At 45.7% G+C, this 13804-nt stretch carries 11 protein-coding genes; 6 read left to right on the top strand and 5 right to left on the bottom strand.

Going from position 1 to position 13804, the window contains the following annotated elements; translation table 11 throughout:
* Positions 1-172 precede the first annotated feature (172 nt).
* Positions 173-1414 (top strand): leucine-rich repeat domain-containing protein, encoded by a 1242-nt coding sequence (locus D0T66_RS11280; protein WP_255489811.1) that lies wholly within the window; start codon positions 173-175, stop codon positions 1412-1414.
* 132 nt (positions 1415-1546) lie between these two features.
* A complete protein-coding gene (locus D0T66_RS11275; protein ID WP_163357385.1) occupies positions 1547-1822 on the top strand; it encodes a helix-turn-helix domain-containing protein in 276 nt (91 codons plus the stop codon).
* A gap of 96 nt (positions 1823-1918) precedes the next feature.
* Here the strand turns inward: D0T66_RS11275 and argS are convergent, their stop codons facing one another.
* Both argS and D0T66_RS11265 read right to left on the bottom strand, forming a co-directional pair.
* Entirely contained in the window at positions 1919-3712 is a 1794-nt protein-coding gene (gene argS / locus D0T66_RS11270) for an arginine--tRNA ligase (RefSeq protein ID WP_163357384.1), read from the bottom strand.
* A gap of 148 nt (positions 3713-3860) precedes the next feature.
* Positions 3861-4127 (bottom strand): HU family DNA-binding protein, encoded by a 267-nt coding sequence (locus D0T66_RS11265; RefSeq protein WP_163357383.1) that lies wholly within the window; start codon positions 4125-4127, stop codon positions 3861-3863.
* Positions 4128-4406: 279 nt separating this feature from the next.
* Between D0T66_RS11265 and D0T66_RS11260 the strand changes: the two genes are divergently transcribed.
* Genes D0T66_RS11260 through D0T66_RS11245 form a run of 4 tightly spaced genes read left to right on the top strand, consistent with a single transcriptional unit; the run spans position 4407 to position 8367 of the window.
* The gene (locus D0T66_RS11260; RefSeq protein WP_163357382.1) at positions 4407-5177 is read left to right on the top strand and encodes a rhomboid family intramembrane serine protease; all 771 of its coding nucleotides are present in this window, start codon (positions 4407-4409) and stop codon (positions 5175-5177) included.
* Positions 5158-6048: a rhomboid family intramembrane serine protease gene (locus D0T66_RS11255; RefSeq protein ID WP_163357381.1), complete on the top strand. Its 891-nt coding sequence runs from the start codon at positions 5158-5160 to the stop codon at positions 6046-6048. Before D0T66_RS11260 ends, D0T66_RS11255 begins: the two co-directional genes overlap by 20 nt.
* Entirely contained in the window at positions 6032-7174 is a 1143-nt protein-coding gene (locus D0T66_RS11250; RefSeq protein WP_163357380.1) for an endonuclease/exonuclease/phosphatase family protein, read from the top strand. The genes D0T66_RS11255 and D0T66_RS11250 overlap by 17 nt, the downstream gene beginning before the upstream one ends.
* Positions 7171-8367, top strand: a complete 1197-nt coding sequence (locus tag D0T66_RS11245) for an endonuclease/exonuclease/phosphatase family protein (RefSeq protein ID WP_163357379.1) — start codon at positions 7171-7173, stop codon at positions 8365-8367. Before D0T66_RS11250 ends, D0T66_RS11245 begins: the two co-directional genes overlap by 4 nt.
* On the opposite strand, the gene D0T66_RS11240 is transcribed toward D0T66_RS11245, so the two are convergent.
* From D0T66_RS11240 to uvrB, 3 genes are all read right to left on the bottom strand, one after another.
* Positions 8364-9173, bottom strand: a complete 810-nt coding sequence (locus D0T66_RS11240) for a DUF3108 domain-containing protein (RefSeq protein WP_163357378.1) — start codon at positions 9171-9173, stop codon at positions 8364-8366. The two genes, D0T66_RS11245 and D0T66_RS11240, sit on opposite strands and share 4 nt — an antisense overlap.
* 21 nt (positions 9174-9194) lie before the next feature.
* Entirely contained in the window at positions 9195-11180 is a 1986-nt protein-coding gene (locus D0T66_RS11235; protein WP_163357377.1) for an Ig-like domain-containing protein, read from the bottom strand.
* A 496-nt stretch (positions 11181-11676) separates the two neighbouring features.
* Positions 11677-13686: an excinuclease ABC subunit UvrB gene (gene uvrB / locus D0T66_RS11230; protein WP_163357376.1), complete on the bottom strand. Its 2010-nt coding sequence runs from the start codon at positions 13684-13686 to the stop codon at positions 11677-11679.
* Positions 13687-13804: the final 118 nt, after the last annotated feature.

Genomic DNA, 13804 nt, shown 5'->3' with positions numbered 1-13804 from the left:
GGGGAAATGGGTTTGTACCACCATTCAACAAAAAACGAAAATATATCCTTCCCTTAGCCTCCCCCACGGGGAGGTTTGGTGGGGCTCAAACAAACTATTTATTCACTTCATCTTTTTCTGCTACCCCCTCTTGTGGAGGGGGACAGGGGGAGGTGGTTAATTTTTTTATAACATGAAAAAAACTTTGACACAGGCTATTATGATATTAGCCTTATTTACAGCAATTAGTTTGCAGGCACAAGTAACCATCGGCAGTGGCGAGAAACCCAATGCCGGCACACTGTTAGACCTGAAAGAGCATGCCCCCGATGCCAATAATGCAACAGCCAAACACGGACTGGGATTGCCCAAGGTGGAACTTTCGGATTTGAGCAAACTGAAGATAGGAACAGCCCCCGAAATAACGGGAGCAGATGCCCTGAACCATACCGGACTGATCGTGTACAATACCAAAGAATCGTTATGCCTATCCAAGGGGGTATACCTTTGGGATGGAGCGGCATGGGTGCAACTGTCGGGAAGCCAAATCACCAAAAAGGGCAGCTATGCCGAGGATGTGCAAGCCTTGAAAGACCTCTATACTGCTAACCCGGGTAATACGCTGGGATGGAATTTGAGTGGCGACCCCGCAAATTTTTCCGGGGTTTTCTGGACGACTATATGCGGCGAAAAAAGAGTAACCCAATTGAATATTGTGTTTAAAAATCTAACCTCATCTACCGGAATCGATAAACTTGATGCGTTAACGTTGCTGTGGTGCAGTCTTAACCAACTGACAAGTTTGGATGTTTCGGCAAACACAGCCTTAACGTGGCTGGATTGCCACTCTAACCAACTGACAAGTCTGGATGTGTCGGGAGCCACGGCATTAACGTATCTGGATTGCGAAAATAACCAACTGACAAGTCTGGATGTGTCGGGTGCCACGGCCTTAACACAGCTGTATTGCAATTCTAACCAGCTGACAAGTCTGGATGTATCAACTAACACGGCTTTAACATCGCTGGGTTGCCAAAATAACCAACTGACAAGTTTGGATGTGTCGACAAACACGGCGTTAACATACCTGAATTGCTATCAGAACCAACTGACAAGTCTGGATGTATCGACCAACACGGCCTTAACGGACCTGTATTGCGCTTATAACCAACTGACGAGTTTGAATTTATCAGGAGCCACGGCATTAACATTGCTGGAGTGCAGCTCTAACCAATTGACAAGTCTGGATGTGTCGGCAAACACAGCCTTAACGCAGCTGTATTGCACTTATAACCAACTGACGCAAACGGAAGTGAATAAGTTTAAGCTTCATCCGAATTATTGTCCGAATATATCTACTTGGTATGTAACTCCCCAGTATTTCCCGGGCACGACGACAATAGATCATTCTGTAACCAAACCTACTTGTCCGTAACCCACCTCCCCTTGCCCTTTCCTACAGAGGGGATACAAAAGCATAAAGCCTCCGAAAAAAAGTTTCGGGGGCTTTTTTGTTAAAAAAGTGACGATTATGTCTATGTATTTATCTGTACTTAAAAAAAAGATTATGGCAAAGTACAGTACATCATTAGTATCCGCAATTTGTGAGTTAATAGGAGAATATAACCTGAGTGTAAACGAAACATGCCAGTGGATGCGTATCAGCAGAAAAACATTTTATGCCTGGTGCAAAGAAAAACCGGCTTTCCGCGAAGCGATAGACAAGGCTTATGCCAATCGCGAACGGAATATTCTCGACCTACTATCGAAAGAAAAGATAATAGTCAGTAGAAAAAAGGTACACAAGGAAAAAAACGCCATTCCGAGTATACCTTTTTTATAATAACATTATAATAATCAAAGATTAAGAGGAGGGACAAAGGTAACAACAGGGTGACAAAAAAGTGACAGGGATGTTACGCAATGTTACCCTTTTCGGTTACATCCTTTCCGGCACTTCTATTCCGAGCAGCGACATACCGCTTTTGACGACCTTGGCAACATTGGCCGAAAGGACTAAGCGGAAGGCTTTGAGATCGGCATTCTCTTCTTTGAGAATGGAATAGTCGTGGTAGAATTGGTTGTATTCTTTCACTAACTCATAGACGTAGTTGGCTATCAGTGCCGGATTGTATTCGTCGCCTGCCTGCTTGACGATCGCAGCATATTCGGCTACCAGCTGAACCAAGCCTTCTTCTTTGACCGAGAGGTTCAAACCCGAAGGCAATGCGGCAGGAAGAGCGATTTGCTGCTCGGCAGCTTTGCGCAATACCGAACGGATACGGGCATAGGTGTATTGGATAAAAGGGCCTGTATTCCCGTTGAAATCGATAGATTCTTTCGGGTTGAAGGTCATATTTTTCTTCGGATCTACTTTCAGGATGAAGTACTTCAGCGCACCTAACCCTACAATGCGGGCGATGTTGCCGGCTTCTTCTTCGGTGCATCCGTCCAGCTTGCCTAATTCGGCGGAAGTTTCTTTGGCGGTTTGTACCATTTCATCGACCAAATCGTCGGCATCGACCACCGTTCCTTCGCGCGATTTCATCTTCCCTTCGGGCAATTCCACCATGCCGTAAGAGAAGTGCAGGAGGTCTTTGCCAAACTCGAATCCGAGACGGTCGAGCAGGATGGCTAACACCTGAAAGTGGTAGTTCTGTTCGTTGCCGACCACATACACCATCTTGTCGATGGGGTAATCGTCGAAGCGGATTTTGGCTGTACCGATGTCCTGTGTCATATACACCGAAGTGCCATCGCCACGAAGCAGCAATTTATGGTCTAATCCGGCATCGGTGAGGTCAGCCCAGACAGAGCCGTCTTCTTTGCGATAGAAGATGCCTTTCTCCAATCCGGCAAGGACAACGTCCTTCCCTTCGAGGTAGGTCTGCGATTCGTAGTATATCTTGTCGAAGTCTACGCCGAGCACCTTGTACGTCTCATCGAATCCGGCATATACCCAAGAGTTCATCTTCTCCCAGAGGGCTACGGTTCCGGTGTCGCCTGCCTCCCATTGGCGAAGCATTTCGCGGGCTTCCTGCATCAGGGTGGATTGGGCTTCGGCTTCTTCTTTGGAGAGGCCTTTGGCTTGTAGTTCGGCCAATTCGGCTTTATAGTGTTTGTCGAAAAGGACATAGTAGTCGCCTACCAAGTGGTCGCCTTTCTTGTTGCTGGATTCGGGAGTTTCGCCGTTGCCCCATTTCTGCCATGCCAGCATTGACTTGCAGATATGGATTCCGCGGTCGTTGACGATGTTTGTCTTTACCACCTTGTTGCCGTTGGCTTTCATCACTTCGGCAAGGGCGAAGCCTAAGAGGTTGTTGCGGATATGCCCCAAGTGGAGGGGTTTATTCGTGTTGGGAGACGAGTATTCTATCATCACCAGCGGAGCGTCTTTCTTCTCGGAAAGGGTGCCGTATTGGTCGTCGGCATGCACCTCGTTGAGCAGGTTCGTCCAGCAATCGGAGGCGATAACCAGATTGAGGAAGCCTTTGATAACATTGAACCGTGCCACGGAGGGTTCGTTCGCAGCCAGCCATTCGCCTATCTCCTGAGCGGTCTGCTCGGGGCTTTTCTTGGACAGCTTGAGGAACGGGAAGACAACGAGCGTAAGGTGTCCTTCGAACTCTTTCTTCGTTTTCTGCAATTGTACCTGAGCGGCATCGGCCTGTTGCCCGTAAAGGCTTTCGATGGCGTTGATTACTGCATGCTGCAGTGTGGCTTCTATTTTCATCTTTCCTTAAATAAGAATAACGTTTGACAAATCATCCGTCTGCAAAAGTATAAAAACTTCGGGATATAGGCGTTATGAGAAGGGATATAATAAAACAAGGGAGCCTCCGCATTGGAAGCTCCCTGTGTTTTTTAATCTTTGCGTCAAATTACAAAGAAGCCAAATCAGCTCCTGCTTTGAATTTAACAGATTTCTTTGCAGGGATTTTGATTTCCTGTTTAGTTCTTGGGTTGATACCTTTACGAGCAGCTTTTTGAGTTACTGAGAAAGTACCGAAACCTACTAATGCAACTTTACCACCAGCTTTCATTTCTTTTGTCACTGATTCGATAAATGCTTCCAAAGCTTTCTTTGAATCTACTTTGCTCAATCCTGATTTTTCAGCGATTGAATTAATTAGTTCTGTCTTGTTCATAATTTAAATTGAGATGAAATTAATTAAACATATATATAACTAAAACATTTTTATCTATGTTATATAAATTACTTGCTTATTATAGAAAACAATCCTTTTGCCAAATTAGTTTTCAGACTTCAAATATAAAATATTTATTTAAGAATCATTGAAAAATCTTTTAAAAACATAAATTTATGTAATAAAAAAGAGTAAAACAACATTTGCGACATGTTATTCAGCAAAAATATCAGTATTTTTGTGTCGTTTACTGTCAAAAATAAGGACTAATATTCAAATATGCAAAATAATTCAGCCGGTTTTTTCAATCAAATCCCTCCTGTGACACGGAGTTTGATTATTATCAACTTATTGGCATTATTTGCTAATACGTTGTTGGCGAAGACGGGGTTCGATGTGAACTCTTTTTTCGGGCTGCATTATGTTACTTCCGACCTGTTCCGCCCGCACCAGATAATCACTTATATGTTTATGCACGGCGATTTCTGGCACTTATTCTTTAACATGTTCGCTGTATTTATGTTCGGGCGTGTATTGGAATCGGTTTGGGGGAGTAAAAGGTTTCTGACTTATTACCTCCTGACGGGTATCGGAGCTGCGCTGATTCAGCTATTAGTCTATTACTTACGGTTGAAACATCTGGAAGGGCTTTTGCCGGTTGAGGCTTTATCGGAGATTTATCAGAGAATAAATACTGAAGGTTTAGCTTTACTATTAGACCATAAAAATTATGCCGACCCCGCTCTGGGAGGGATAAACGGAATCGTTAACAGTGTGATGGTGGGTGCATCGGGAGCTGTATTTGGTATTCTGGTGGCTTTCGGGATGATGTTCCCCGAGGTGAGGCTGATGTTACTGTTTCCGCCTATCCCAATCAAGGCCAAATGGTTTGTAATTGGTTACGGTGTTCTGGAACTGGTATTCGGTATTGCCGACCGCCCGGATGATAATGTAGCGCATTTCGCGCACTTGGGAGGATTATTAGTAGGGTTTGTTATTATGATGTTTTGGCGACAAAAAGCAAAGAATAATGGGAACTTTCATCGATAATATAAAATACAGGCTGAAACAGCGCGATATATTGGTGTGGCTTATCATCATCAATCTGGCTGTGTTTCTGATTCTGGCTGTGCTGAAACTGGCAGCGACGCTTTTTATGCTTCCTTCGCTCGATTTGGTAGCCCTCATAGGCGTGCCCGACAGGCTGGCTGCTTTGCTTTATCGCCCGTGGACACTGATTACGTATATGTTTGCCCATCAAGGCGTTTTGCATATCCTTTTCAATATGCTGATGCTTTTCTGGTTCGGGCAGCTCTTCCTGACTTATTTCAGCCCGAAGAATTTGGGTAGTTTATATGTTTTAGGAGGTATTTCGGGAGCTGCATTTTACCTCTTGGCATTCAATATTATCCCTTTTTATCGGGAGTTTCACCCTTCATTCCTGATTGGGGCATCGGCTTCGGTGATGGCTGTTATATTCGCGGTTGCCTTCTATAATCCGAATCAAAAAGTGGGGCTGATACTGATTGGCCCTGTGAAGATTATTTATATCGCTATCTTTCTGTTTATTATAGATTTTGTTTCGCTGGGCGATTCTTCCAATCCGGGGGGGCATGTAGCCCATATCGGAGGGGCGGCGTTGGGCTATATCTATGCCAAGCAATACCTGAAAGGGAAAGATATCACACGCTGGATAAGCCGCATTATCGACCGGATAACGAATCTGGCAAAACCCGGCCCGAAGAAGCCCAAAATGAAGGTGAAATACAACACCGATAAGCAAAAGGACTACGACTATAATAAGCGGAAAAATCAGGAAGTGCAGGAAATCGACGCTATTCTGGACAAGATAAAGAAATCGGGCTATAGCAGCTTGAGCGAAAACGAGAAAAAACGCTTATTCGATGCCAGCAAAAAATAACACCTCGTGCATCCAGAAGCTGGGGAATACATTGGCTTATATTCTCTTCGCCGGCAATGTGGTAGCATTATTGTTGCTGCTGGGCAGTATGCTGGCGTGGTATGTGCCGCCGTCCAAGATGATGGTGTTCTCTTATCTGGGCATGGGCTTTCCCTTTATCCTCGTTGGCAATCTGTTATTCCTTGTTTTTTGGCTCGTTTTCAGAAAATGGAAGTTTCTCCTGACCAATGTGGTTGTCTTCATCATCTGTTGGAGCCCTATTACTACCTTTTTCCCTATCCACTTCAAAACAAGCGAAGTACCGGATGGAAGCATCAAGCTTCTGACCTATAACGTCCTTAGTTTCAATCGTCTGCAAGGGAAAGAAGCATTAACGAACCCGATGTTCGACTACATCAAAAGTATGGATGCCGACATCATGTGCTTTCAGGAGTTTATGGCACAGCCCGATAACGGGGGGCAGCGGATTATCACCCTAAGCCAGATAAACAAGGTCTTCGGCGACTATCCCTACCATGTCTACATCAATCTGGGTGCCGAGAATAACACTTCGGGCTATGGGATAGCCTGCTACTCCAGATTCCCGATAACGAAAGCCAAACGGCTGCCACTCTACGAAAGTGCATTCAATGGTTCTGTTGCTTTCGAACTCGATATAAACGGTAAAAAGGTGCTTTTAATGAATAACCACCTTTCTTCGAACCGCATAACGGCGCAGGACAAACTCCTCTATAAAGAGTTGACGGTATCGAAAGACCGTGAGACTTTCGAAGAAGTCTCCCGTAATATGAAAGCCCGCCTTAGTTCGGCCTACCTACAAAGGGAAAAGGATGTAGACTATATCGCGCAATACATAAAAGACTATGACTACGATGCCTTAATCGTTTGCGGCGACTTCAACGATACACCCATCTCCTATGCCTACCATAAGATGAAAGGCGACCTGACCGATGCTTATGTCAATACAGGATTGGGGCAGGGTATCACCTATCACGAAAACAAGTTCTGGTTCAGAATAGACTATATCATGCACTCGGACGAATTCGAGTCTTACAATTGCGAAGTCGGGAAAGAGAAACACTCCGACCACTATCCTGTGACGACCTATCTGCGCTGGAAAGAATGAGCAATACATTGAAGGGAATATCAGAAAAGAACAAGCATATCATCGACCGGGTGCACCGTATAAGGCGCTTTCTCGGACGCACAACTTTGTGGGTTATATTCATTGCCAACATGCTTTCGCTTGTCCTGCTGGGTATCTCTTTATTGGCATGGTATACACCTCCTTACCAGAATATCGTCCCCTCTTATCTGGGGCTCGGGTTCTTTGTCCTACTGATTCTGAACTTCCTGTTTGCCTGTTTCTGGATTGTCATCCTCAAATGGAAGCCTCTGATATATAGCGCGCTTGCGCTTGCTTTCAGCTGGAATGCCATATGGACATACTTCCCCGTGAATAGAGAAACAGAGAACGTGCCGGAAGATTGCATCAAGCTGATGACCTACAATGTCATGGGGTTCAACTGGGCTATAGACGAATCGGCAAGGGCGAATCCCATATTCGAATATATGGCAAACAGCGGTGCAGACATCATCTGCATGCAAGAGTTCGTCATCAACAACAACCAGTACAATTCCGACGGCATTATCTCTATCAGCGAGATAGACCGGATTATGTCGGACTATCCTTACCGTGCTATCTGGCGCTTCGGGAAGTCATACGAGAGCAAGTATTCGTTCGGGATAGCCTGCTATTCGAAGTTCCCGATTGTGAACTCCGAAGAAATCCCTTTCGAAAGCGAGACAAACGGGGCTGCCATGTATGACCTGCGGATAAAAGACCGCATCGTGCGGCTGGTGAACGTACACTTCGAGTCGAACCGTCTGACATCCGAAGATAAGGAATTGTACAGAGACTTTATCAGCAGCGGCAATGCCCATCTGTTGCCCGAAGTATCGGAAAGCATCACCGAAAAGCTCGGAGCAGCTTACCTGAAAAGGGCTAATCAGGTCGATATAGTCGTCGATTGGATACAGGAACATAAGGAGGACGGATATCCGACCATTCTCTGCGGCGACTTCAACGATACGCCTATATCCTACGCTTATAAGAAGATACTGAAAGGGGCGAAGCTAAAGGACTCTTTTGCCGAAACGGGCTTTGGACAAGGTATCAGTTACAACCGGAATATGTTCTGGTTCAGGATAGACTACATCATGCATTCGCGCGATATCCAATCCTACAATGCAATGGTAGACAGGGTTCTGCATTCCGACCATTATCCATTGATGACTTATCTGCAGTTGAAAGATTAATCTATAGCATGGCGGTTGCCACTGTAGCTTTTCAGCAGGGCGCGTGTAGAGCCGACTTTGAGTTTCGAGTCCATGCGGATAACCATGCGGTTGTTATCGTTGGTGATATAGACTTTCATCGCTTCTTTCTCATCATCGAAGGCATCGTCGCCAATCTTGAGTGAAAGCTTTATGCAGTCGTATTTCTTGCCGTTGTTGGCTTTCATCTTCTCTGTGCCTTCATGGACGATTTCCATATTGACCTTGTTCTTGCCGGACATGAATTCGATAGGCACTTTATCACCCTTCTTCATGTTGTCGTAGTCCAATGTGCGGGCATAGAATACAACACTCAGATAGTCGTAGATACAATTGGTAGTCGTGATGGTTTCATCATACCGCTGCCTTTCGTTCTTTACCCGTTTGGCTTTGATAGTGGTCTGGTTGCCGCTATATGAATAGGTAGTCTCCTCGATAGTGATGTCTCCCCCTTCGTGGGCATTCTTATAGATAGCCAGCGGAACGACGTCTTTGGTGATATAGCTTATTATCGTATCATTCAGGCTGAAGAACTTCTCCACAGCGCCTGTAGATGCAGCGATAAGGGTAAGCTTGTAAGCCGGTTTGCCGGCAAAGAAGGCGTTTTCCACTTTCAGAGTCGAATTGCCTGCTTTGGTATATAATAAGCCATACTTGAAGTAGAGATCGAGTTTTATCTCCTCCCCTGCCTGGAATACATTGTTGCGTATCCTGCATTGCTGCGCATCGAGCTGTGCGGTACCCAACAATAGTATAGATGCAATTATGGCAAGTATATAGCTTCTCATAAATCAATAAGTATCTAAATCTTATCTGAAAGACCCCATATTGTAAGGGTTTGTGTCCATACCTCCACGACCGGAGGCGTTGGACTGCTGTCCCCTACGCTGTTTCTCTTTATCTTCTTCCTTTTTCTTTTCGGCCTTCTCTAATTGCTCTTTTTTCGATTCGCGTGCCTGAGGCTTATTCTTGGTCACTTCCAATGGTTTGGAAGCGCTATCGGTCTCCATATTCAATGCCCAAACGTTCTCTACTTCCATGTTAGCCCGTATATTGATAGGCTTGTCGTAATAGAAAACGCGTTCGGGCTGGCGATGCTTGTAATAGTTCCCCGTGTCCCATATTCCGTTGTTGTTCTCGTCGAATACGATGCGGACATAATATTCGCCGGGATTTACATTGCGGAACAGGATAAGGTTCTGATAAACCCGTACTTTCCGGATAGTCTTATCGCTCTTGTCCAACAACTCGGCAAAGACAGGCGTATCACCGAGCCCCGAGACATTGATAAGGATAACGCCATAGGCATCCTTGCTTTTGACTTTGAACTCCTGTTCTATCGGGCCGTTCCACAATCCGTAGATGCTGTATATCGTTGCCGAATCGACTGTCAGCTTATAGCTTTCGTCATAATTCCATTTCTTCCGCAAGGTGAACAGGCGCGGGTTAAGCGAATCCTGCTGTATGGTATATCCTTCGGCATCGGTATAGGTCGAATCGTTTATGGCTTTCTGCAACCTTATCTTATCGTCAAGCGACCCTACGATGGGCTCTCCCATCTCGAAGGTGATGTTTTCGTATATATCCCACTGTGCCGCCAGATTCTGTTTTATTTCGAGCAGAACGACAGGTTCTTCCTCATCGTCGTCCTTTCTCCTTTTCTTATCTTCCTTCTTCGGCTTTCGTGTCCTGTCGGTAAAAGTCAGTGTATCTGTCACCAACTCATCTATATTCAACGTATCAGTTTTTAAATAGTTCACCCTGAACAGCAATGTATCCATTGCCATGATGGCAGGGTCTTTGATCCAATATATCAATGTATCGTTTGTTACATACTTCTCGAGGATAGCCCAGTCCTTTTCTTTGTCGAAAGAAAGCGGCTCTATTTCGGGCATTTCGGTCGGCGCCCCGAAGTATAACTTCACCTGGTTAGGCGTGCGTTCATGCTTTTGCAGATAGCGGCGGCGAAAGTCGGATACGAATGACCGCAGAACGATATTGTCGGGCATGAACCGCGTAAACTGCACATCTACAATCGTGTCAACAGTGGCTTCTCCGTTTTTCACGGTGAAGGTCGTATCGGGGTGTACGTCAGGCATCGACCACGGTTCGATAATGGTATCGAGGAATGCCATCGGCTGATTCGGATTCGTATATTTGAACGTGCGGCTGTTGTCGTTGAGCGCGTAGATGCGATATCGTCCCGGGGCAACGCCGCGTATGGTAAACTCGCCCCTGTCGTTTGTCTTGGATATACGTTCGAACCGGGTGGTTATAAATGTCGAATCTTCGAGGTTGGAATGCAACCCAACAAGAATCCCTTTTACGGGTTCTACATTGTCGGCCGTAACAACCTTGCCCGAGATAGCCAGCGAATCGATAATGTCGCCTGTGGAAAAGGAATAGGAGAAATTCTCCAGTATATTCTTTTCGTTATTGTCGGCTATGGCATCGGTGAAGTCGATGGTATAGGTCGTATTGGGCAAGAGTGTATCGCGCAGCGTTACTGTCACTTTTCTGTTCACCGACCGTATTATCGGATCTTTCTGCTGAGGTGGGGTAACGATAACCTTTTCGTTGGGTTTCTCCACCACTACATTCTCGTCGAACAATATCTCTATTCTGCCGTCTTTGATATTGGTTGCATTGAAGTCGGGGGTGATTTTCACTACCTTAGGAGGTTCGAGGTCGTATTCGCCACCCGAAGGCGTCCCTTGGTTAGCACACGAGACAACCAGCGTAATTGCCGCAATCACAACCAGATAGCCCCAATGTTTCTTTGCAAACTGTATCATCAGTGAATGAAATAATGAATATCAACCGCAAAAATACAATGTTTTGCCAATATATCAGGATTTCAAGGGAATAAAATACCTTAAAATGTGAATCCTGTCCTATACGATACCCAATATTACAATCTTTTTTGCTTGTCAAGTTCTGTCAAAAACCTACTTCGCTGATTATCAATCGAAATTTAGTTAAAACTTGACACTCTTGACAAATATTACGCGATACAGCATTTTTTGTCTTGTCATTTTTTCTTTTTAACCACAGAGATTCAGGGAGTCTTTCACGGAGTACCACGAAGTAAAAGAACGGTTCTGTCATACTGAGCCTTTGGCGAAGCATCCCGACCCAACTATGAACAGCGCTAAGCGCAACGAGCTCCCTCGCATTCGCTCGGGATGACAATCTATATGTTAACTCATCTACTTGTCAACTTTTCTTATATAGATAAAGTTTTTGTAACTCGTAACTGCCCGCAAAGCGATTTTTATATTCCGTTGATATTCAGCCCTTTTTCTTCAAGATGTTTTCGAGATAAACAATCCTGTCCCGATATTGTGCCGCTTCGAGGAAGTCGAGGCGCTTGGCTGCGGCATTCATGTTCCGCTTTTCGCCCTCTATGGCTTTTATCAAATCCTCTTTGCTCATGTATTCGATATTCTCTTCCGATGCCAACGACATTCTCTTTTCCTGCTCATACGCTGCAGGAACAGCATGCTTGCCAAAGTCGAAAGTAGATGTCATTGCTTTGCGTATCTGTTGAGGGACAATGCCGTGTTCTTCATTATATTTCATCTGTATCGTCCGCCGGCGATTCGATTCCTCTATCGTTTTCTTCATGCTATCGGTCATCACGTCGGCATAGAAAATCACTTTCCCGTTTACATTACGGGCAGCACGTCCGGCAGTTTGCGTCAAAGCACGCTCCGAACGGAGGAATCCTTCCTTATCGGCATCGAGGATAGCCACCAACGACACTTCGGGCAAGTCCAGCCCCTCGCGCAAAAGGTTGACACCCACCAAGACGTCATATTTTCCTTGCCGCAACCCTTCCATGATTTCCACGCGATTGATGGTATCCACATCCGAATGGATATAGGCCGTATTCACTCCGTAATTCATCAGGAAGTTAGTCATTTCCTCCGCCATCCGTTTCGTCAGGGTTATGACCAGCGTCCGCTCGTCTTTTTCGATCCGCTGCTGAATTTCTTCCATCAGGTCGTCTATCTGGTTCAGGCTCGGACGCACCTCGATAGGCGGGTCGATAAGCCCTGTCGGGCGGATAAGCTGTTCGACTATCACCCCTTCCGATTTCATCAATTCGTAATCGGCAGGAGTAGCACTGATATAGATAGCCTGCCCGACAAAAGATTCGAATTCTTCGAATGTCAGCGGCCTGTTATCCAACGCTGCGGGAAGACGGAAGCCATACTCCACCAGATTTTCTTTTCGCGAACGGTCACCGCCGTACATAGCCCGTATTTGCGAGATGGTCACATGGCTTTCGTCCACGACAAGCAAAAAGTCTTTCGGGAAATAGTCCAACAGGCAGAAGGGGCGCTCTCCGGCTTTGCGGTTGTCAAAATAGCGCGAGTAATTTTCTATCCCCGAGCAATAGCCTACTTCGCGCAGCATCTCGAGGTCATAGCACACACGCTCGTATAATCGTTTAGCTTCGAAAGATTTACCGATCGAATTGAGAAATTCGACCTGTCTGCCCAAGTCGATCTCTATCTCGCTGATAGCACGGAACATCCGTTCGCGGGTAGTGACAAAGAGATTGCCCGGATAGATGCGATAATCTTCGAAACGGTCGAGACGGACGCCGGTTTCGATATCGAGTGTCTCGATTGATTCAATTTCGTCTCCCCAGAATGTTACGCGCAATATCGTATCGCCATACGCAAGGTATATGTCTACCGTGTCGCCTTTCACCCTGAAATTCCCTGCCCCGGGATTTGCTTCGTTGCGGGAGTAGAGGGAATCGACCAGTTGGCGCAGGAATGTATCGCGCCCGATTTTCTGCCCCTGCTTGATATAGAGTGTCGACGCCTCGAAGTCTTCGGGATTAGCCATACCATAGAGACACGATACGGACGAAACAACTATCACATCGCGCCTCCCCGAAAGGAGGGAGGTAGTTGTCTGCATGCGCAGTTTTTCGATATCGTTGTTGATAGAGAGATCTTTCTCTATATATGTATTGGTGGAAGGAAGATAGGCTTCCGGCTGATAATAGTCGTAATAAGAGACAAAATATTCGACGGCATTGTTCGGGAAGAAAGCCTTGAACTCGCCATACAATTGGGCGGCGAGCGTTTTGTTGTGGCTAAGGACAAGAACCGGCCGCTCTACATTTTGTATAACGTTGGCGACGGTAAATGTTTTCCCCGATCCTGTCACCCCCAACAAGGTTTGCGCAGGAACCCCGCTCATCACGCCATCGCTGAGCGCTTCGATGGCTACCGGCTGGTCGCCGGTAGGCGCAAAATCCGATTTTATAGAGAATTTCATTTGTTTTTTGTCTAAACTATCAAAGGTAATATATTTTGTGCATGCTATCAATATAGCCTTGTATTTCTAACAAAAAATACGTTTCTTTGCGTCTTCGTATATTTTTTTTAGACACTAA

Source organism: Dysgonomonas sp. 25 (assembly GCF_010501075.1).
Lineage (GTDB): Bacteria > Bacteroidota > Bacteroidia > Bacteroidales > Dysgonomonadaceae > Dysgonomonas.
This window is presented reverse-complemented; position numbering and strand designations above follow the sequence as displayed.

Excerpts from the sequence above, each read along its gene's own strand:
- D0T66_RS11280 (WP_255489811.1), top strand. The coding sequence starts at position 173 with ATGAAAAAAACTTTGACACAGGCTATTATGATATTAGCCTTATTTACA.
- D0T66_RS11275 (WP_163357385.1), top strand. The coding sequence starts at position 1,547 with ATGGCAAAGTACAGTACATCATTAGTATCCGCAATTTGTGAGTTAATA.
- argS (WP_163357384.1), bottom strand. The coding sequence starts at position 3,712 with ATGAAAATAGAAGCCACACTGCAGCATGCAGTAATCAACGCCATCGAA.
- D0T66_RS11265 (WP_163357383.1), bottom strand. The coding sequence starts at position 4,127 with ATGAACAAGACAGAACTAATTAATTCAATCGCTGAAAAATCAGGATTG.
- D0T66_RS11260 (WP_163357382.1), top strand. The coding sequence starts at position 4,407 with ATGCAAAATAATTCAGCCGGTTTTTTCAATCAAATCCCTCCTGTGACA.
- D0T66_RS11255 (WP_163357381.1), top strand. The coding sequence starts at position 5,158 with ATGGGAACTTTCATCGATAATATAAAATACAGGCTGAAACAGCGCGAT.
- D0T66_RS11250 (WP_163357380.1), top strand. The coding sequence starts at position 6,032 with ATGCCAGCAAAAAATAACACCTCGTGCATCCAGAAGCTGGGGAATACA.
- D0T66_RS11245 (WP_163357379.1), top strand. The coding sequence starts at position 7,171 with ATGAGCAATACATTGAAGGGAATATCAGAAAAGAACAAGCATATCATC.
- D0T66_RS11240 (WP_163357378.1), bottom strand. The coding sequence starts at position 9,173 with ATGAGAAGCTATATACTTGCCATAATTGCATCTATACTATTGTTGGGT.
- D0T66_RS11235 (WP_163357377.1), bottom strand. The coding sequence starts at position 11,180 with ATGATACAGTTTGCAAAGAAACATTGGGGCTATCTGGTTGTGATTGCG.
- uvrB (WP_163357376.1), bottom strand. The coding sequence starts at position 13,686 with ATGAAATTCTCTATAAAATCGGATTTTGCGCCTACCGGCGACCAGCCG.